Origin of the sequence: Mucilaginibacter gossypii (genome assembly GCF_900100945.1) — a bacterium.
Classification (GTDB): Bacteria; Bacteroidota; Bacteroidia; order Sphingobacteriales; family Sphingobacteriaceae; genus Mucilaginibacter; species Mucilaginibacter gossypii.
On the sequence record NZ_FNCG01000003.1, the window covers coordinates 432,086 to 451,982 of the forward strand.

Sequence of the window (19,897 nt, forward strand, 5' to 3'; positions counted from 1 at the left end):
TAGGAAAAGTTTCAAAAGCACCATATCATAATCAATGATCCAATTTTTGACAACGACATGTATTGATTGGGTGAATGCGCTAACCTATATCATTCATCTGTGTGGTACCTTCATTTATACATAATCCCCGCTTTAGCTAACGCTTAGCCGGGGAAAACGAAGTGTGAAAATGGTTCCTAATCCGGGTTGGCTTTCAAATTTGATGGCTCCATTCATCAGGCCTACATACCGCGCTACGATATTCAGGCCAAGGCCCGTTCCCTGGGTTGTACCGGTGTTACTTGCTCGAAAGAAAGCACTGAATAAATGTGCCTTATCCGCTTCCGGAATTCCGATGCCCTGATCTGTAACTGATAAACTGCATTCTTTTGAGTTAAGTTCTGTGTCAAGGCGGATCAGCGTGTCTTCACCGGAATATTTGATTGCATTTGACAAAAGGTTATTGAGGCAGTTTTTTAACAATTGCTGGTCGAGCGTTACCATTTCAAATCTTCCGGAATGCGTATAAATAAGTTTTTGACCAGGTTTGGCCAACATCTGCATTTCTAAAATGATTTCCCGGCAAAATTCTGCGAGATTAAATTCAGATGCCGAAATGCTGATTTTTCCTGATTCCAGTTTTTCCAGAGAAAGGAAATCGCCGAGGATGGCGGAAAGGTCGTTAACAGCATTCTTGATCTTGTCGGTATGTTTAATAATATTCAGGTCGTGATAGGTTTCAGCATATTTGCCGATGAGGGAAGCCGAAAGTTTTACGGCGCTTAAGGGGGTGCGGAATTCGTGGGATGCCATTGACACAAAACGACTTTTCAACAGCCCCAACTCCTTTTCTTTTTGCAGGGAAAGGTTAAGCTCTGCGGTACGCCGGGCAACCATATCTTCGAGGTGTAAAGTGTAATTTTTTATCTGTTCTTCCGCTTTTTTTTGCCTGCTGATGTCACGGGCTATCGTTGATGCGCCTATTATTCGGTCCCGGGCGTCACGGATTGGAGAAATAGTCAGTGAAGTTGGAATAATGACACCGGCATTTGTTTTACGCAAGGTCTCAAAATGTTCTACCGTCTTACCGCTTCTTATCGCCCTGATGATTCTCTTTTCCTCAGTCAGCTTGTCGTTTGGAATGATAAGTCCGACATGTTTTCCGATTACTTCATGAGGTTTGTAGCCAAAAATCCGTTCAGCGCCACGGTTCCAACTGGTGATTTGCCCGTACAGGTCCTTGGCGATGATAGCATCTTCGGATGAACCTACTATTGCGGCAAGCAGGGCCTGTTGTTTTTCATACCTGCGCTGGGTAGTAATGTCACTGAGGGTATGGATGGAGCCATCATAATTGCCATCTTTATCGCGTACAGCTATAGATGATACAAGGATGTAGCAGTCGGCGCCGCTTGATAACTGAAACCGGATCTCTTGCCGGACGCTATCCTTTCGGGCTCTAAGTCCCGTAGTCAATGGTTTATAATTTGTATTAATAAGATGCCCTTCCTGGTCGTATTTGGTTAAAGTCGGATACCAGTCATCGTTACCTTTAAGCGGTTCTATTTCAAAGAGGGTCGCAGCAGCTTTATTATATGCTATGAGCAAATCGTTTCGATCGCATAAATAAACCGCTACCGGTAATTGCTCATAATATTGAATGAAGGTGGCTTGTTCATCATTCATTGTAAATAATATTTAACAGAGGTCAGATTTATTTATAAAAATAGTTATATATATATGGAGTTGTTAGGATTTCTCACTTTATGTAAACTTATGAAATCGGGCCTTATTGTGTTTAAAGGGCTTTAAGGTATGATCTAAGGTCGTTTACTAATGTAAATATTAAGTTGGTTTTTTCCAAAAAAAATTAATGAGGTATTAAACGTAAAATATCAAACGTGACAGAAATCATTGAATGGATGTTTGGTTTAAATTAAATTTGCAAGTATGGTTAACCATTATTTTGTCTTTATCCATAAGTCACGTAACGGGTTTTGTACCATAACCTTAACGCAAAAATAAATGATATGGCAAAAGAACTAAACGAAGAGAGAATAACACAATTGTTAAGCGAACAAATCGTTGGAAGGATCGGTTGTCATGCTGATGGCGTCACCTATATTGTACCCGTCACCTATGTTTATGATGGCGAATTTATCTATGCGCATTCAAAGGAAGGTATGAAGACGACGATCATGAATAAAAATCCAGATGTTTGCTTTCAGGTTGATGAGATACTAAACCTTGCAACTTGGTGGAGTGTGGTTATTTGGGGGCGTTTTGAGGAGATTCACGGAGACGAAAGAGAAAAAGCTATAAAATTGCTAATAGAAAAAATAATGACACTCCTCGAAGAACGTCGTAGTTTGCCTGCTCATGGAGCAATTGAGCATGCACAGGCTGCTGCTGTACGTGAAGCTATATGGTATAGAATTAGAATTATCAACAAGACCGGTCGTTATGAAATAAATTAACAGGTATCCCACAATAAATTTAAACATTCAGTTGACAAATAATTTTTGTTTTCCCGACAAAACACTACGCAGGTCTCCTAACAATAATGGTTATAGATTTTACATGATTTAGTCTCCCTTAATGCGCCTGTATAGTGATTTGGCAGCCTGCCAGTTCCAGCCGGCAAATCTGCCGCGCTGTACAACGAGTTTGTTCTGCTCAGGGTATTGGATAAAATAATGAAATGCAAAACCGGCATTAGGGTTCTGCCAGCCTGTAATTTGACCAAAACGTAAATCATTGAACACAGTTGTGTCCTTCCGTAATTCCACAGTATAAAATTGTTGTGAAAACTGCACGAGCCTGCCTATATCTTTTTGATATTTAGTGCTATTAAGTAAATGCGTATTACGTGGGAAATAAGTTAACGCTAAATGTTGTTTTCGATCAAATACAGATCGGTATCCGGTATAATAACCGCTATCTGTCCCCGCGGTAATGTACCATAGCCAATTTTGAAGGGGGGCCGGAGTGGTAAAATACCTTGTGTACCGGATGTTTTGCTCTTTTAGCAGCGCCTTAACCGAGAGGTCCATCACCAATTTGTGTTTGTAACAGTATAACAAGTAAAAGCAACTTATACCCAAGCCTGCCGTATACCATATTTTTCTTCTCTTATAATCCTGTTTTAAATAAAGCAATGCGAGGCATGCAACGAGTGGCCAAATAGTAAAAAAGGGATCAGCGACGTAAATTAGATTGAACGCTATACGGGCTTCGTTAAACGGTTCGAACCAGCCAACTCCGTAATTATTGAGTGCATCCAACCCATCGTGCAATAATAAAAGCGACACGAAGAAGACACACCATTGCCGCCGGGATATATTTGAGCTCGGTGTCAGACGGTTGGCGGCAATCGTCAGCAAGGGACAGATCATCGCACAAAACAAAAAAGAATGGGTGAAGCCGCGATGCGCCAACAGAGCTCTTGGGGTGGAGAACCAGAACGTGGTCAGGAAATCAATGTCTGGCAAGCTATGGATTGTTGCTCCCCATAACATTGCACGTTTACCCAGCCGGCGGCCGGCAAACGCTTCGCCTACGCAGGCGCCGATCGTAAGATGTGTTAGTGTATCCATAGCAGGGTTAAAATAATAAAAAGTAATGCGTGATATGCTGCTTTAGAACATCAAATCGGGTGAGCATAATCATTTTAAAAAACATTTTAATAAAACGATGAACTTGAATGTACTTTGAATGGACCGCTGAACCATCTTACAGATATCGAGATAGATGTGGATTAAGATGCTTTATCGGTGGCTTTATCGTTTGGATTTGCGGGCATGCAATGGGCTGACAAATAATGTTAGTAAAGTTAATCATCAATTAACACCTAATGATGCCAGAAGCAACAGCTTTCAGACAGACTTGTTAAAAGCAGGCGGAAAAACCAGAACCGCCGATTGTTTGTCGGTGATTGCGGTTAAGGATTCACTCTGGCTAAAAAGTCTCGAAATTAAAGAATGGTGACCATGAGTCATTGCTAATACATTAGCGTGATGTGCCCGGCAATATTCATGCAAGCCCTTATGTACGTTTTTGCCAGGTATTTGGGTACAACTGAGTCCGCGTTGGGCAAGAAACTTACTGAAGGTAACTTCCGGGACAATATCGGCAGCCACTTCATTGGACTGTACAACATGCACAACATCGAGATGAAAACCGAGCGTTTCAGATAAATCAATTAAAAAATCTATCGCCGGCAAATCAGCGGTATTAAAATCGGTTGCAAAAACGACGTATTGAGGTATATACTGTTCAGCGCCTGTCGGTAAAATCAGCACAGGTTTGACAGCCTTGCGAATAACCGCTGCTGTATCGCTGCCCGTCAATAAGTGCTCCAGGGCGCTGTCGGACCTTCCGCCCATAATTACCATTTCAATTTCACGTTGGCCGGAAATTTCTTCTATTACATCGCTCAGGGTACCTTCGCCGTTTTTTAACTCAATATCCGGGTGGTAGTGCGGTACACTACCGGCAAGTTTTTTCAGATGATCGGCTTCGCGACTTAATCTCTCCCTGGCATCGGCAAACAGCATGCTCGTGGTTTCTGTTACATAAGGACCCGCAGTGTCACTGGGAATCAACGGAATGAACGGCAGGGTATGATACAAAACAATGCCCCAGCCAAGCTTGGCCGAATACCTTAATGCTGCAGCCTCCGCATGTGCAGCGTTCGGTGAAAAATCCGTGAGAACCAGTAGCTTTTTCATTTGAATCTTAATTTAAGTGCTGTGATTGTACATGTGTTTTCGCATTTTTTATGCTTCGTCTGCAGTTTACCGCAGGCGGTTATTATTAAAGGTAACCTGCGCGGTCGCTCCTGGTTGACAGGTTTTTTAAGTCAATCAAATGTATTTACGCGCAGTTTGATTATAAATGATGATCAGCATTAAAAAAAATGATATTCAGCGTAACACAATGATGATGTGAGCAAAGTTATCTATTTGGATGATGGGGGTCATTGTTACCGGTTTGTAACTATGTTTAATTTGGGCTTGAAAGAGACAAATATGGCTACAACGCCCAACCCGGAAATTCGTGAGATAATCAATACAGTGCATTACCGCGCTTGGCTATCCATGAAAACCCGTATCAATTCAAAGAATGAATTCGCCAATACAGTCAGAGTTGCTGCCGATAAAGCAAAAGCGGAATTGTGCAGCTGTTAATTTTATTAACTATAAAATGAAGAGGCTTATTATCTACTTGTTAGTGATGTTACCTGCAAGGGGAAGCGCCCAGGCTACAGTGACCGACTTAAGCCTGGCAGCCGCAAGAGCGTTGCCCGCGGTGGTAAGGGTTACCTCTTACCTTTCAGACAGCTTATTATCCAGGCGCCCGCAATTGCCCGCGCAGATTGGTCAAAGATTCGACAGATCTGCTTATGATACACCTGTTAGTGATGCTTCAGGCGTACTTTTAAGTACTAACGGCTACATTATAACAAACGCCCATGTAATAGCGGCAGGAGATAGCGTGGTTGTTATATTACAAGATCGCAGGGCTTTCCACGTAACAGTGCTCGGGATAGATGCTGCGGCGGATTTGGCATTACTAAAAATACAGGCTGATGGCTTACCATTTTTGGAAATAGGAAATTCCAACTTGGTTCGCATCGGAGACCCTGTACTCGCTGTTGGAAATCCGCTGGAATTAAACTCAACGGTTACAGCCGGCATTTTGAGTGCCCGTTTCCGCGGAATTGACGATCTGGGCGCTGCGTCGGGTGTTAATTCATACCTGCAAACAGACGCTGCCAGTAATGAAGGCATGAGTGGTAGCGCACTTGTAGATGTGTCTGGGAAATTAATTGGTATAAATGCTGCAATACTTTCTCCTACGGGTTCATTCTCTGGCTATTCATTTGCCATTCCCTCGGGGATTGTAAAAAAGGCATGGCTGGATTTGGTTGCCTTTGGCGAGGTTCACCATGCATCACTTGATATTGTTCTCCGCGATATGGATGCCAGACAGGCGGGCCGGTTAAAGACGAAGAATGTAAACGGCGTGCTGGTAAAAGGCGTGATAAAGGGAGGAGCGGGGGATCTGGCAGGTGTTCGGAAAGACGATATTCTGCTGATGCTCGATAAAATTACGCTTGAAAATACCGCCCAATGCAGAGAAATGCTGGCGGAACGAACTCCGGGAGATCGCATTACCCTGGTTATTTGGCGAGATAACGGGCAAATATCGCTGCCTGTTAAGCTTTCGGCGGATAATAACAGCCGGAATGTCGCAGGCAGCAAAGGCGATGCATGGCCTTTACTGCGCACTGTTCATAGAAAATAAATCAAGCTTGAGTATGACTTGTTTGGAAAAAGCGGCCGAACTAATTTATGGAAGTGCGGTGTGTATGAGAGACGTTAAATTGACGAAGGTTATTTGCTTGATCTTTTGGTCCGAACAAATATGGTGATACAACTTGCCCAATATTCTGAAGCAATCTTTAGTTGGCATAAGTATATTTTATTAAATATTAATTTTTGATTTGGAAGCCTGGCGGGGCGATAATTTATTCTTTATGAACAGTGAAAAAAAATCAATGTCTGGCGAATTTGGGAACAACAGCCCTGGCAACAATAGGGGGTGCCTGCATCGTGGTCGTGTTGTTGAACTCGTCATACGCCGGAATTCCGCGAGCATCAGCGATATTGCCAGGGCGCTGCAGGTAAGTCGCCGGACGCTTTACAATTGGTTTGAAGCAGAGGATCTGGATTTTGAAATTGTTTGCAAAATAGGATACGTCTTAAATTATGATTTTACAAAAGAGTTTCCTCAAGAACTGCCTGAAAGGTTAGGGGCCGTCAACATACAAACATTGGGCGGTTTAGATGAAGGTAGCGAAAAGCCGGATGATCCGATCTATTATTGGATGAGAAGATACATTAAGTTATTAGAGGCATTTAATGAAAAACTTATGTCAGGAAAAAAACTGATCTAATAGTTTAATAATAAATTTTGATTTGCCATGTATTTACAGGACAGATTGGCTATTCATTGTTTTTTAACCGGGGAAGGCTTTTAATTTCGCTACCTGAGGGGCATCAAATATTACGCCGCGGACACTTTGCAAAGCTGATCAAGGTCAGGTCGCCAGGTGATTCCGGTCATGTCAACTCTCGTTACTTTACGGTTTATTTACTTCAGCAATTACAAGTTATTTATTCAAAAAAACATGAAAACAGATCTTGAAATTCAGAAAGATGTGATGGACGAGCTTAAATGGCATCCTATCCTTCATGATGCAGAAATCAAAGTAAGCGTAAAAAAAGGTGTAGTAACACTTTGCGGGCAAGTGGATACATATGGCAGGAAATTAGCTGCTGAAAACGCTGCCAGAAAGGTAGCCGGCGTGAAAGCGCTGGCTGAGAATATCCAGATTGGAGTATCTCCTGCGTACAACACAAACGATGGGGTAATAGCCGAGGCCGTGCTGCATGCCCTTAAATGGCATACAGGGATTCCTGAAGATAGTATTAAAGTAAAAGTGGAAAATGGTATTGTGATGTTAGAAGGAGAGGTGGAATGGGACGTTCAGCGTAACAGTGCCAGCACCGCTATACAGCACCTCCACGGTGTAAAGGCCGTAAATAATTCTATTACCATACGCCCAAAGGTAAGCGCTGATGATTTGGCAAAGAAAATAAGTGAAGCTTTTCTTCGCAGGGCCGCAATAGATGCCGCCAGGATTACAGTTTCTGTAAGCGGGAACAAAGCGACACTTACCGGCAAAGTGCGCTCTTTTGCCGAAAAGGAAGAGGCGGAAGATATCGTGTGGGCTGCGCCCGGAGTTACCAGCCTGGACAGTAAGTTGATTGTTGAAGAGCCTGAATTAATGTTGCAGTCACACATCTGAGAGGATATGCAAGTAATCATGTAGCCGCAACTTGTTGTTTAAACTATGTGCCGCCCGGTTTGTTTACTGTTATGCCTGATGATTGTCAGTACGGTTGCTTCCGGCCAACGGAAACGGAACTACTGTAGCAGATACGGCCACGCAAACCCATTTTAAGCGCGCTGCGTTTCAATTGGCGCTGGGTTAGCTCATTCCCTGGTCTGTTGACCGGTATGTGCGAAATGTTGATTTCGCCTATATATCTTTCAGCACTGTGACTCATAATCTGCAACCGTCGAGCTGGACCTGGGATAACGGCGCTTTCGGCACAAATCAGTTCGCGCATCCTTACCATGGCAGTCTTTATTTTAGTGCGTTCCGTGCAAATGGTTATACATTCTGGCAGTCGGTACCGCCAACGCTAATCGGCAGTTATATTTGGGAGGCCGCTGCCGAAAAACAATACCCTTCACCGAACGATTTTATCAATACCTGTTTCGGCGGTATCGCCCTCGGTGAAATGACCTACCGTTTATCTAACCAGATTGTTAATAATCATACGCGCGGTTTTAAGCGGCAGTTTAGCGAAATATTAGCACTGATGGTGGCTAAACAAAGTTGAGCATAATCCTCAACTTCTTACCTTATCCGCAAATTATGACTATATTCAAAATGGGGCTGTTTTAATAGCGCGCAAAGTGTCAAATTGAATTGGATTTCAGCTTTTACACTTAATAAGCAGTTGCAAGTCACAGCGAGCGCAGGCGGCTGGTCGGTGATACTGGCCGCCGTGCCCGATCCTTACCATTTTAAGGGCCGTAACTATGATTATGGGACCGGAGTAGGCTTTTACGGGCAATTTGGGGCTACCATGTTTAATCGTCTATTTTTTCGCTTCAATTACCGGGGCGGACTAATCGGTACCGTCAATGGCAATGCCTCGCATTACGTATTGCGAGCTGTAACGGGCGAAGTTGGTCTTCGCTTGTGTAATGGTGTATCGGCCTGTTTGGAACTGGCTAGTTTTATTTGCTTGGGTATTATCAAAAACACCCAAAGATCACCGCCCGCTATCCCTATCTCCGGTTTTCTTGCCGGTACAGCTTGAATTTTAACTAAAACGGATATGACGCAGATCACTGTGACTGCTGACTGTCATCATATTGCACTGCTCTTCAATAAATTACATTTGACATATCATATAGAAATAATATGAAAAAGATCAGTGCAGCATTTGACGGCCTGAAATTCTCGCAGGCAACCCTTGACTACGCTATTGAACTGGCAAGCCGCGACCATATGGTAATTAACGGGGTTTTTTTAGAGGACTTTCTCTATCATAGCTTCGATATTTTTGACATGGTGGGAAGTCAGGGTGTTTCAGGAGATAAGCTGAACCGGTTGCTTAGAAAAGACCGGACAACCTGTGATAGGACTATCGCCCTATTTGAAAAGATATGCGCTGAAAAGCAGGTTAGTTATGTAGTGCATAAAGACAAAAGTTTTGCGATCAACGAGCTGATCAAAGAAAGTATTTACAGCGACCTTACAGTTATCAACGTTGTCGAAACTTTAAATCACTATCATCAGGAAAGGCCTGCACCCTTTATTAAAGAGTTCCTGGCCAGTGCTCAGAGCCCGGTATTGGTTGTTCCGCCGGTTTACCATTCAGTCAAACGGATAATTATTTTGTACGACGGTCATCCGTCCTCTGTATTTGCGCTAAAAACATTCAATTCTTTATTTCCATGGGCAAAAAAATACCCCGCCGAGGTTGTTTGCGTAAGCCAACGCCCCTTGGCTTTACTACCCGATGGAAACCTGATTGGTGAATATGTACGATGTCATTACGATGACCTAGTAACAACGCAGTTGACAGGTGATCCGGAAGATGTATTGCTTGACTGGTTGAAAAAAGCCGATCCGGGAGCTGTTGTGGTTATGGGGGCTTACAGCCGGGGAGCTGTTTCTCGAATGTTCAACAATAGTATGGCTAATAAACTAATGGAAGTTTTGGACCTGCCGTTATTTATAGCACATAGCAAATAAAAACGGAGCTATTTACCTTATTAAATTGACAATTATGAAGACATTGATGATCGCGACTGATTTTTCAGCTAATTCCAGTCATGTTGCAAATTACGCTTACCGGCTTGCACAAGCCCTGGAGGCTAAGTTATTACTTTGCCATACCTTAAATGTACCTGCAGAAGTACCACAAAGCGGAACTGTTGCCTGGCCGGAGGCAGTTTATGACGATATAGACCGCGATAGCAAGCTGCAACTTTCCAAAATGAAAGAGGATATGATTGTAACAGGAAACATTGACAGCTATAAACCAGAGATATTGTGTATTCAGGGCCCTGGTTTCGTTACTGATGTTGTAAATACGGAAGCTGATCGGTATAAGGCAGACCTGATTATCGTTGGTGCCCACAGTAACGACCATTTAGGGACCTGGATGGTTGGTAACCATAGCCGCAAAATGATAGAGTCGGCTGTACGCCCCTTATTACTGGTTCCGATAGGTGCGAAGTTTCAGCCAATCATGAGGATAGGGTTTGCCACCGACCTCAAACATATCAACAACGATTTGGACGCGTTGAAGAATGTGGTGTTGCTGGCAAGATCCTTAAGCGCAGAATTAATATTAGCGCATATCCATTGGGATGTTGATGATCAGGATTACAGATTGGTGATTGATGCTTTAAAAGACGGAATCATGACCAAATACGGTTATGAAAAAGTCAGTGTCAGAACAGTCAACAGTAAGCATGTCGCCAATGGTTTAAATTGGCTCATAGCTCACGCCCACATAAACCTGCTCGCAATGGCTCATCATCAACATGGTTTTTTTGACCAACTTTTCCATGGAAGTCGGACCCAACAATCTGCAGGCCACATGCCAGTGCCTTTATTGGTGGTAAAGTAGGCAGATAATTTGAAATTAAACTGAGAGGAAAAAAAGATTAATCAAGTATAGAATAAGCGGGCAGCCTCCGCACCGATCAGGGACGAAATGGAATAGTGGTGCCTGGGCTGGCCGGCAGCGGCAGCATAATGCAACTATAGACGGTACCGCGCTAAAAATGGTAAATCGACACAGTTAAAAAACAGGTGCAGATTACGTTGCCACAACGAATTTTCTTTTTTCCTGCTTTGCATGTTCTCTGTTTATTGGAAATAGTTTATTGTTTAAATAAGTTGAAGATCACATAATATCATCACGGCGTCTTTACTTATCCAGGAAAAAGCATTAGAATATTTAATAAATCATTTGTTCAATTGATTATAATATTATGAAGACAATCCTTGTCATTGAAGATAATAGCGATATTCGGGAGAGTACTGCTGAAATTCTCGCGATGAGCGGTTACAAAGTAATCACGGCCGAAAATGGAAAAAGCGGCGTTAAGACAGCCATCAGGCAGCGACCGGATCTGATACTCTGCGATATCATGATGCCTGAACTTGACGGATATGGTGTACTGAACATTCTGAATAAAAGCCCTTACACGGCAACTATTCCTTTTATATTTTTAACAGCTAAAACCGGAAAGCCAGATCTGCGAAAAGGGATGGCTATGGGGGCTGACGATTATTTGACCAAACCGTTTGACGATAAAGAACTACTGCACGCAATCAACTGCCGTCTTCAGAAGCAGGAAAACCTCAAGACATTTTATAGTCGCTCTCTGACAAGTTTACAACGCCTGGCTTCCGAACATGTTCTTGGTAGCGATGAGTTAAAAAGATTGATTGCCGAACGAAAAGTGAGGCAGCTTAAAAAGAAACATATTTTGTACTATGAAGGCGATAATCCAGAAGGCATTTATTTGGTATTGGAGGGTTTTGTCAAGACGTTTAAGCTTGTTGAAGATGGTCGCGAATTAGTGACCGGGCTTTACAAAGCGGAAGAATATGTGGGGATTAACGAGCTATTCACAGACAAACATGTCGACACCGCTGAGGCGATAGATGATTCGGTGGTGTGCCTCCTGCCCAAGGATATGATCATGGATCTGATTTCACAATATCCGGATATTAGTCAGCAATTTATGAGAATTTTATGTAATAATATTCGTGAAAAAGAAGAGCAATTGCTGCAATTTGCATACTCTTCTGTGCGAAACCGAATGTTACAAGTGTTATTGCGCCTCCAGTCGCAATTTCCGGATCATAATGATTTTAAAATATCGCGTGATGAATTAGCAGCTATGGCTGGTATGGCCACAGAAACCGTTAGCCGTACACTTAGCGATTTTAAAGAAGAAGGCTTAATTGAAAGAAAGGGCAGCCATATACGGATATTGGATGCCATAAATTTTGCAAAAGCCAGACACTAAGCTACTTTCGGATGTTTTTCTCACTCAGATAACGCAACATGCCGATGTCCCTTGTATCGCTGGTCCGGTACACCGAAGCAGTTGAAGGTGCACGTGCGCTCAATCTAATCACTATAATAACCAGTTAATGGCTGCGGTCCTTGAATCAAATAAATAAGCAGATCAGGATATAATGTAATTCTTTACACCAGAAAAGCCAAACTGCAAAAATCGATCTGCAATCTGCAGTGCTTAGCAATTTATCCCATTACGACAACGTGCCTGAGTGAAACAGAAAATGCCAAGAGGCATTTTCTGTTTCCGGACTTAATTTAACGAAGGGGGAGTAGTATTTGATAGTTACTTTCGTCCCGGTATCGCTTTCTTACAGTAATATCAGTGTCCGCTCCCACTGCTTTATGGGCAGGATTCAAAAAACCAGATGCTGTAAAGTGATATTGCCCGGGGGGTAATTGCCTAAAAGTTACACTTCCATCAATAGCGGAAAGCTGCATTCCTTGATATGTAATGTTGCCTGAGTTGTCTTTTTCAGGCATCCCGGCATAGTAATAAACAGGAATATCTGGCACAGGTTGTTGGTTGTATTGTACCATAACATTAACATTCCCATTATATACAATAGCTTTTTCGCATGATGATAATATAGTGATGGTGACTACTGAGATGACTAATTTCATCGTGATATTAGTTTTCATATTTGACAGGCCTTAGTTTAAACTTTATTTAATTTTATTCCGCCTTATTCTTCATCATCATTAATAATGAATACGCGCCTTTGGTTACAAAAACAGCGTTCGCGGTCATATCCTTTGTTGGCAACAGTATTTCGGTAAAGCCGTTTTCACTTTCGCCTATGTTAACCTCGGCCATCTCAAACTGTCGGTTCCCGATAACTTTATAGATATACTGTTTACCTTCAAACTGAACAATGGCTTCGTTAGCTATGGCATATGCCTTAGTATTTTTTACTTGTACTTCTGCATTCATATAAGTACCCGGAACCAGTGTTTTATCGTAGGTTTCAAAATGGCAATGCACATCTGCGTTCCTGTCGGCAGAAAGATCCCGGCCAATCAGTAATATCTCGGCTTCGTGTTTTTTTGCGGGTTGGTTGTTGGTATAGGCCACCAGTTTTTGACCGATATATAATTTATCCAGATCCTTCTCATATACTTTCAGCGCCAGGTGTATATCTGTTGGGTTGACCAACTCGAACAGCACCTCCGTCGGGGACACATATTTGCCGATATTGACATTTACTTTAGATACAAAGCCGGTTATAGGAGAGTATATATTGACGCTCCTGGATATTTTTGAGGCGCTGATAGTTCGTACGTTGATACCAATGAGTTGTAATTTCTCAGCTAATGAACTAATTAACACTTGCTGGCTGCGGTATTCGGCCTCGGCCTGCTGAAAAACCTTGTCACTGCTCGCTTTGCTTTGGTTAAGGTCTTTTTGGCGGTTATATTCATTTTCCAGGTATCCTATCCGGGCCTTTGCTGTAAGATAATCCTGTTGTAACTGGATATATTGCTGGTCCTCTATCATCGCTATGGCTTCACCTTTATTCACATGCATGCCCGGCAACAACTTGGTTGATTTTAAATACCCACCAAGGGGGACACTAATGGAAACCATATTTTGCGGCGGAACATCGATTTTTCCATTGAGTTTTAACACAGATGATATTTCCCTTTGCTCAAGCTTGCCTGTAAGTATCGATGCATTTTTTAGCTGCGCATCCGTCAGGGTTACAATGTTAGTATTCTCTGCTTTACCTGTATTATCTGTTGCCGGTTTTTTTTCGCCGCAGGCAGATAGCAGAATAATGATGACTGATAAATATATAATGGGTTTCATGATCATATTTTTAGTTGTTTGAAAAATAGTTGAGTTGAATGATGGCCTCGTTAAGGTTGCGAACAGCATCCAGGTAATCATTTTTAATAGTAGTGGCCTGGTTAATCAGTTGTGTCCATTCCAGGTAGTTGATGTTTCCGGCGGCAATTTGCTGGTTGGCGGTAACGGTTATTAAAGCGGCATTTTTTAACGGCTTGCTTTCAAAATACTGAACCGTTTGCAGGTATTTGTGGTATTGAAAAACGGCAGATTGGTAAGCTGTTGTCATGCTTTGAAGTTCCATAGCATAACTACTTTCGGCTATCTGTTTGTTTACTCTCGCGCTGTTGATCCGCGCCTTTTGCGCCCCGGCAAAAATAGGTATGCCGATACCCAATTGCACTGAATTAAACCGGTTTGAGCCATTATAAAGCTTATTATCGGCACCAATACCCTTGATGCTGGTATTGTTATATCCTATGGCCAGATCAGGCAAAAGCTTGCTCTTTTCCATGCGGATAGCAGCGTCTGCAATTTGCTGCTGCTGAGCTATTAGTTTTATTACCGGGTGGTTTTTCAAGGTCAAGGTGTCTGAGGCCAATGTAACGGCTAATTTATAGTCGGATTTATCTGGTGTTAAGGGCTCTGTAGAATTAAGCAACAACTGGAATTGCAGTTGTATGATGGCCACATCTTCCTTTAACTGGTTTAGCTGCATCTGCACTTGTCCCAATAATGTTTCAGCACTTGTTTTCTCCAGTATATTGGCTTCGCCTTTGGCCAGCCGCAACTCGGCTTTTTTATAAAAGCTCAAATACAGGCTATCGGCATGCTGTAGTAACATCCGCTTGTTTTCCAGATATACCAGGGTGTTAAAAACCTGGCTAACCTGCTTTTTTAACAGCACCTCATTTACCGCGATATTCAGTATGCTGTTTTTCCAGTCTTCTTGCAAAAGTTCTTTCTGCCTGCTATAGACAGTCGGAAAGTTGAAAGACTGGGAAATACCGAATTTGGTATCGTTGTAGCTGCTGTTGATTTGTCCAACCTCCCCAAACAGCGTAGCCTGCGAAATATTGGCTGATGTGCCGATCAGTACCTGCTGATACTTCGACTTTAACTGTTCATGTTTAACTTGTAAGTTGTTTTTTAAAGCAGTATCTATAGCGGCTTTAAGGGTAATGGGTGTTTGCGCCGCCGAGGTTTGGCTTATTACAGTCAGCAAAGTGATGGAAAGTACAGTGCCCGTTTTCTTCGATAGCACTGTTTTAAAGCCTTTTTCAAACATGATATATAAAACGGGCAATACAAACAAGGTGAGGAAAGTGGCGATCAGCAAGCCACCTATTACTACCGTAGCTAACGGCCTTTGTACTTCGGCACCGGCACCGTTACTGATAGCCATGGGAAAGAAACCCAGGGAAGCCACAAATGCTGTCATCAGTACCGGCCTTAGCCTTACCTTGGTGCCTGATAACACAATACGTTTCAAATTGGTCATACCTTCTTTTTTTAACCGGTTAAATTCCGATATCAATACAATACCGTTGAGCACGGCCACGCCAAACAGAGCGATAAAGCCAACACCTGCGCTGATGCTGAAAGGCATACCGCGCAAAGCAAGGAACAGGATGCCCCCGATAGCTGACAATGGAATTGCGGAGTAAATCAATAATCCGTGCTTAATGGAGTTGAAAGCAAAATAGAGTAGTAAGAAAATAAGCAGTAACGAAACCGGCACGGCTATCATCAGGCGCTGTTTGGCAGCATTCAGGTTTTCAAAGGCACCACCATAGGTTACATAATACCCCGCCGGGAATTTAAGTTGTTTATCTACCTTGGCCTGCAGCTCGTTTACGATTGTTTGTACGTCCCGGCCGCGCACATTAAAGCCAACTACGATACGGCGTTTGGCATCCTCGCGCTGTATTTGGTTGGGGCCGTCCTTGATTTGTACATCGGCCAGCTGATATAAAGGGATCTGTGTACCCCGCGGTGTCGGGATGAGTAAATTTTGAATATCCTTCAAGTCTTTTTTTTGCTCGCTGCTTATTCTGACCACTACTTCAAAGCGCTTTTCACCTTCAAACAGGGTTCCGGTGCTTTGTCCGGCGAGTGCGGTGTTAACCACCTTGTTAATATCGGCGATATTGAGGTTGTATTGTGCTATGGCATTGCGGTTATAATTAATGATAATCTGCGGCATGCCGGCAACTGCTTCCACAAACAGGTTTTTAGCGCCGTCAACGGTATTGATTATTTTACCCAGCTTATTCGCATAAGCAGCGAGGGTATCCAGGTCTTCGCCGAATATTTTACAAACCACGTCCTGACGTGCACCGGTCATCAGTTCGTTAAAACGCATCTGAACCGGGTACTGAAAGCCTGCGGTAACACCCGGAACCGCTTGTAAGGCCTTACCCATTTTTTCAGACAATTCATTAAAGGTTTTAGCCGATGTCCACTCGTTCTTGGGTTTTAGTATCACCATCATATCGCTTGCATCCATGGGCATAGGATCGGTCGGCACTTCGCCGCTGCCTATTTTGGTCACCACCTTTTCAACTTCGGGGAATTGGCTTTTTAAGATGTGGGCGGCCTTTTGGGTATTGGTAATAGTAGTATTCAGGCTACTGCCGGTTAGCACCCGCGTATCAACCGCAAAATCACCTTCTTCCAGTGCAGGTATAAACTCACCGCCCAGTGTGGTTAAAATATAGGCTGAAAATATAAACAGACCGATAATAGTTAATAATGCAGCTTTGGGAAATGCAATTACCCCGCTTAATGTTTTTTGATATATTCTTTCAACCTTCGCCATTAACCTATCCGAAAAATTGGGCTTGTGCTTGATCTTCTTACTCAGGAAGACGGCGCTCATCATAGGGATGTAAGTGAGTGATAAAATAAAAGCGCCCAACAGCGCAAACGCTACGGTTTGCGCCATAGGTTTAAACATTTTACCCTCGATTCCCTGCAAGGTGAAGATCGGAAGATATACTACCAATATAATTATCTGGCCAAAAACAGCGCTATTCATCATTTTGCTGGCAGAACTGTTCACCTCCTGATCCATTTCTTTCTGCCCAATCTTGTCAGTTAATGTAAAATGTTTGCTATGGCTAAGGGTATGCATTACGGCTTCTACAATAATTACGGCCCCATCTACGATCAAACCGAAATCAAGCGCACCAAGGCTCATTAGGTTACCGCTTACACCAAAAAGGTTCATCATAATAATGGCAAACAGCATCGACAACGGGATCACAGAGGCAACGAGTAAACCTGCCCTGAAATTGCCAAGGAATAATACCAGTACAAATACCACAATGAGTGCCCCCTCAAGCAGGTTGCGCTCCACAGTACCGATGGCGTTGTTCACCATTTTGGTACGGTCCAGGAAAGGTTCAATCTCAACGCCTTCTGGCATAGTTTTCTGGATTTGTGCTATACGTTCCTTTACGTTTTTAATCACCTCGCTGCTGTTGGCTCCTTTCAGCATCATGACAACCGCTCCCGCAACTTCGCCTTCGTCGTTATAGCACATCGCACCATAACGGGTAGCATAGCCTATTTTAACATCGGCCACGTCTTTAATAAAAAGCGGCGAGCCATCGGCAGTATTTTTAATTACCGTATTATTGATATCTTCCATATTGCCAATCAGTCCCTGGCTACGGATATACACCACCGTTGGGCCTTTTTCAATATAGGCGCCGCCGGTATTCTGGTTGTTACTTTCCAGGGCCTTAAAAACATCGGTTATGGTAATATTATGGGAAAGTAGTTTATTAGGATCAACTTCAATAGAATACTGTTTAAGCTTCCCGCCAAAACTGCTCACTTCGGCTACGCCTTTGACACCGAGTAACTGGCGGCGAACTATCCAGTCCTGTATAGTACGGAGTTCGGTTTCGTTATACCTATCGGCATAGCCCTTTTTAGGGCGCACTACGTATTGGTAAATTTCGCCCAGCCCGGTGCTTACCGGGCCAAGCTCGGGTGTGCCAATACCGGCAGGTATCTGGCTTTGCACTTTTTGCAAACGTTCGGCAACCTGCTGCCTCGCCCAGTAAACATCTGTAGCGTCGTCAAAAACAATGGTAACCAGCGACAGGCCAAACCTGGAAAAGCTTCGGATCTCTTTTAAGCCCGAAATATTGCTGTTCGCCTGCTCTATTGGATAGGTAACCAAACGTTCGATATCTGTAGCTCCGAATGATGGGGCGATGGTGATAACCTGTACCTGGTTGTTGGTAATATCGGGTACGGCGTCAATAGGCAGCCTTGTAAACTGGTAGCTGCCATAACTAATAAGAGCGATAATAAAAAGCCCTATGATCAGCTTATTCCTTACGGAAAAAGCGATAATATGATTTAACATAAAATAAGATCTTGAAAATTAGTAATTCAAAAAGCAGCGCATAGCAGGAATAGCCAGGCTAAGCGCTGCAAACAACATAAAAACGACCGCTAATTAGGATTTTGGCGGCTGCCAGATGCTGGATAAATAAGTTGAGTGGTTAAACCACTGATCGAAGGCATGTAATTTCGTTTTCGTTGAGAATGCCAGGGGAGGGACGAGTGGCTGGAATAATTGAGGAACCAGCACCGGTGATATCGTCGCTGTGCAATTATCTGCTGTTTTGAAAGGCAGCTTCATGTCTTCCCTATAGTCTTTATCCTTCGGGTTGCCATGCATGTAATGCATGTCCAGAAATTGCAGGAATGAAATGCTCTTGTTTTCCTTCCGGTGTTCGGCAAAGTGTTCAAAAACCACAGGCAATTTCAGCAACTGGTGGAGTTCAGTTGTTGAGAACAGGAAGGTTGTTAAAAGCAATATGGCCGTGAACTTTTTCAAAACTATACAAAAGTAACAATTAATAAACAATCGTTTTTGACGCAGATCATATGATTATTAAGTTTTATTCATTTATTAATATGCGCGATCGGCTCAAAATGAGGTCCGGAGGTCATCGCAGCCGCATTTGGTCCTTTTTTCATATTCAGCCTTCGGTTCCAATACGATACCAGGCTGTATTTCTTCATATACTGAAGCCCGCTAAAAAAATAACTGTCATACCGGGCGATTTCTTTGTCACTCGTGGGAATTATATCTCATTTAGCGGTCATTGGGATTGCCTGCGAAGCATGCCTAATGATGACGTGTATTAATGATATATCCCTGTGTTGAAGGTGCATAATTCATAGTTCCTTGATAACCTTTTTTAGTTTGTCTTTTACTTCAGTTGCGATCCTATGTAAATCTTTGTTTAGTATGAGCTTCATGGATGCTGCCGGGTTTATGGCGGATACTTCCACTTTGCCAGGTTTTTTTTCCTGTACAATTATTACAGGGCAGCATGGTACCGATCTTATCTTCGGCTAATAAGGCATTGTAAGCAAATGACGGGTTACATGCACCCAATATTTTATAGTTGTAAAAACCTACACCCAGCTTTTTCTTTAATGTCGCCGTTATGTCAATCTCCGTTAATAGGCCAAACCCTTCTTTGTTTAAGGCGCTCGTAACCCGTTGAATTGCTTCTTCGAAACTTCCGGTTATTTTTTTGTTGAAATAGTATTTCATTTTTTGTGGATTTATTACTACACTTTTTACGCTTTTAAATTTCCTGGTTTAATGACTCAAAATAAATGACTTAGCTCATTTATGAGATTGATGTAAATCATCGGTGGCAAATCATTGGCTGCGGAGGTGAATCGAGTTTGAATAAAGCTGATTTCATTTTTTTTTATGCCTGATGTTCCTGCCTTTGCTGACGAATTTTAAACCCTAAAGAAACCAAAACCCAAGACTGGGAAATGGGGGAATGACGAAAAGTGCTGACATGGAAGGGTATCATTGTGAAAGAAT

General features: G+C 42.8%; 16 protein-coding genes and 1 pseudogene. 9 read left to right on the plus strand and 8 right to left on the minus strand.

Features of this window, described 5'->3' with window-relative positions; translation table 11 throughout:
• Window positions 1–132: 132 nt before the first annotated feature.
• Complete coding sequence (locus tag BLS28_RS07940; RefSeq protein WP_091164278.1) at window positions 133–1,665, minus strand: sensor histidine kinase; 1,533 nt, start codon at window positions 1,663–1,665, stop codon at window positions 133–135.
• A 344-nt stretch (window positions 1,666–2,009) separates the two neighbouring features.
• Here BLS28_RS07940 and BLS28_RS07945 point away from each other — a divergent pair, with 344 nt between their 5' ends.
• On the plus strand, window positions 2,010–2,456 hold the full coding sequence (locus BLS28_RS07945; protein WP_091164280.1) for a pyridoxamine 5'-phosphate oxidase family protein: 447 nt from the start codon (window positions 2,010–2,012) through the stop codon (window positions 2,454–2,456).
• Window positions 2,457–2,564: 108 nt separating this feature from the next.
• On the opposite strand, the gene BLS28_RS07950 is transcribed toward BLS28_RS07945, so the two are convergent.
• Together BLS28_RS07950 and BLS28_RS07955 are read right to left on the minus strand one after the other, a co-directional pair.
• Entirely contained in the window at window positions 2,565–3,575 is a 1,011-nt protein-coding gene (locus BLS28_RS07950) for a metal-dependent hydrolase (RefSeq protein ID WP_091164283.1), read from the minus strand.
• A gap of 279 nt (window positions 3,576–3,854) precedes the next feature.
• A complete protein-coding gene (locus tag BLS28_RS07955) occupies window positions 3,855–4,709 on the minus strand; it encodes a universal stress protein (protein WP_091164286.1) in 855 nt (284 codons plus the stop codon).
• Window positions 4,710–5,184: 475 nt separating this feature from the next.
• Between BLS28_RS07955 and BLS28_RS07965 the strand changes: the two genes are divergently transcribed.
• The 8 genes from BLS28_RS07965 (at window position 5,185) to BLS28_RS08000 (ending at window position 12,180) form a co-directional block, all read left to right on the plus strand.
• The gene (locus BLS28_RS07965) at window positions 5,185–6,288 is read left to right on the plus strand and encodes a S1C family serine protease (protein WP_176844401.1); all 1,104 of its coding nucleotides are present in this window, start codon (window positions 5,185–5,187) and stop codon (window positions 6,286–6,288) included.
• A gap of 232 nt (window positions 6,289–6,520) precedes the next feature.
• Window positions 6,521–6,940, plus strand: coding sequence for a helix-turn-helix domain-containing protein (locus BLS28_RS07970; protein WP_091164351.1), 420 nt, complete (start codon window positions 6,521–6,523; stop codon window positions 6,938–6,940).
• 234 nt (window positions 6,941–7,174) lie between these two features.
• Window positions 7,175–7,855: a BON domain-containing protein gene (locus BLS28_RS07975; RefSeq protein WP_091164354.1), complete on the plus strand. Its 681-nt coding sequence runs from the start codon at window positions 7,175–7,177 to the stop codon at window positions 7,853–7,855.
• Between the two features lie 253 nt (window positions 7,856–8,108).
• Complete coding sequence (locus BLS28_RS07980; RefSeq protein WP_176844402.1) at window positions 8,109–8,456, plus strand: DUF3943 domain-containing protein; 348 nt, start codon at window positions 8,109–8,111, stop codon at window positions 8,454–8,456.
• A gap of 120 nt (window positions 8,457–8,576) precedes the next feature.
• Window positions 8,577–8,942, plus strand: coding sequence for a hypothetical protein (locus BLS28_RS07985; protein WP_176844403.1), 366 nt, complete (start codon window positions 8,577–8,579; stop codon window positions 8,940–8,942).
• Window positions 8,943–9,046: 104 nt separating this feature from the next.
• Window positions 9,047–9,883 carry a universal stress protein gene (locus BLS28_RS07990; protein ID WP_091164364.1) on the plus strand — a complete coding sequence of 279 codons (837 nt, stop codon included), beginning with the start codon at window positions 9,047–9,049 and terminating at the stop codon, window positions 9,881–9,883.
• Between the two features lie 34 nt (window positions 9,884–9,917).
• Entirely contained in the window at window positions 9,918–10,766 is an 849-nt protein-coding gene (locus BLS28_RS07995) for a universal stress protein (RefSeq protein WP_091164367.1), read from the plus strand.
• A gap of 367 nt (window positions 10,767–11,133) precedes the next feature.
• A complete protein-coding gene (locus tag BLS28_RS08000; RefSeq protein WP_091164371.1) occupies window positions 11,134–12,180 on the plus strand; it encodes a response regulator in 1,047 nt (348 codons plus the stop codon).
• A 311-nt stretch (window positions 12,181–12,491) separates the two neighbouring features.
• Here the strand turns inward: BLS28_RS08000 and BLS28_RS08005 are convergent, their stop codons facing one another.
• From BLS28_RS08005 to BLS28_RS08025, 5 genes and pseudogenes are all read right to left on the minus strand, one after another.
• The gene (locus tag BLS28_RS08005) at window positions 12,492–12,875 is read right to left on the minus strand and encodes a hypothetical protein (protein ID WP_091164374.1); all 384 of its coding nucleotides are present in this window, start codon (window positions 12,873–12,875) and stop codon (window positions 12,492–12,494) included.
• 34 nt (window positions 12,876–12,909) lie between these two features.
• Window positions 12,910–14,043 (minus strand): efflux RND transporter periplasmic adaptor subunit, encoded by a 1,134-nt coding sequence (locus tag BLS28_RS08010; RefSeq protein ID WP_091164971.1) that lies wholly within the window; start codon window positions 14,041–14,043, stop codon window positions 12,910–12,912.
• A gap of 10 nt (window positions 14,044–14,053) precedes the next feature.
• The gene (locus BLS28_RS08015) at window positions 14,054–18,406 is read right to left on the minus strand and encodes a CusA/CzcA family heavy metal efflux RND transporter (protein WP_091164376.1); all 4,353 of its coding nucleotides are present in this window, start codon (window positions 18,404–18,406) and stop codon (window positions 14,054–14,056) included.
• 93 nt (window positions 18,407–18,499) lie between these two features.
• On the minus strand, window positions 18,500–18,883 hold the full coding sequence (locus tag BLS28_RS08020; RefSeq protein ID WP_091164379.1) for a hypothetical protein: 384 nt from the start codon (window positions 18,881–18,883) through the stop codon (window positions 18,500–18,502).
• A 344-nt stretch (window positions 18,884–19,227) separates the two neighbouring features.
• Window positions 19,228–19,612 (minus strand): annotated as a pseudogene (locus tag BLS28_RS08025) (DUF302 domain-containing protein).
• Between the last annotated feature and the right edge of the window lie 285 nt (window positions 19,613–19,897).

Coding starts and splice junctions, on each gene's coding strand:
- BLS28_RS07955 (WP_091164286.1), bottom strand. CDS start 4,709: ATGAAAAAGCTACTGGTTCTCACGGATTTTTCACCGAACGCTGCACAT.
- BLS28_RS07995 (WP_091164367.1), top strand. CDS start 9,918: ATGAAGACATTGATGATCGCGACTGATTTTTCAGCTAATTCCAGTCAT.
- BLS28_RS08015 (WP_091164376.1), bottom strand. CDS start 18,406: ATGTTAAATCATATTATCGCTTTTTCCGTAAGGAATAAGCTGATCATA.
- BLS28_RS07965 (WP_176844401.1), top strand. CDS start 5,185: ATGAAGAGGCTTATTATCTACTTGTTAGTGATGTTACCTGCAAGGGGA.
- BLS28_RS07975 (WP_091164354.1), top strand. CDS start 7,175: ATGAAAACAGATCTTGAAATTCAGAAAGATGTGATGGACGAGCTTAAA.
- BLS28_RS07950 (WP_091164283.1), bottom strand. CDS start 3,575: ATGGATACACTAACACATCTTACGATCGGCGCCTGCGTAGGCGAAGCG.
- BLS28_RS07970 (WP_091164351.1), top strand. CDS start 6,521: ATGAACAGTGAAAAAAAATCAATGTCTGGCGAATTTGGGAACAACAGC.
- BLS28_RS07945 (WP_091164280.1), top strand. CDS start 2,010: ATGGCAAAAGAACTAAACGAAGAGAGAATAACACAATTGTTAAGCGAA.
- BLS28_RS08010 (WP_091164971.1), bottom strand. CDS start 14,043: ATGAAACCCATTATATATTTATCAGTCATCATTATTCTGCTATCTGCC.
- BLS28_RS08005 (WP_091164374.1), bottom strand. CDS start 12,875: ATGAAAACTAATATCACGATGAAATTAGTCATCTCAGTAGTCACCATC.
- BLS28_RS07940 (WP_091164278.1), bottom strand. CDS start 1,665: ATGAATGATGAACAAGCCACCTTCATTCAATATTATGAGCAATTACCG.
- BLS28_RS08000 (WP_091164371.1), top strand. CDS start 11,134: ATGAAGACAATCCTTGTCATTGAAGATAATAGCGATATTCGGGAGAGT.
- BLS28_RS07990 (WP_091164364.1), top strand. CDS start 9,047: ATGAAAAAGATCAGTGCAGCATTTGACGGCCTGAAATTCTCGCAGGCA.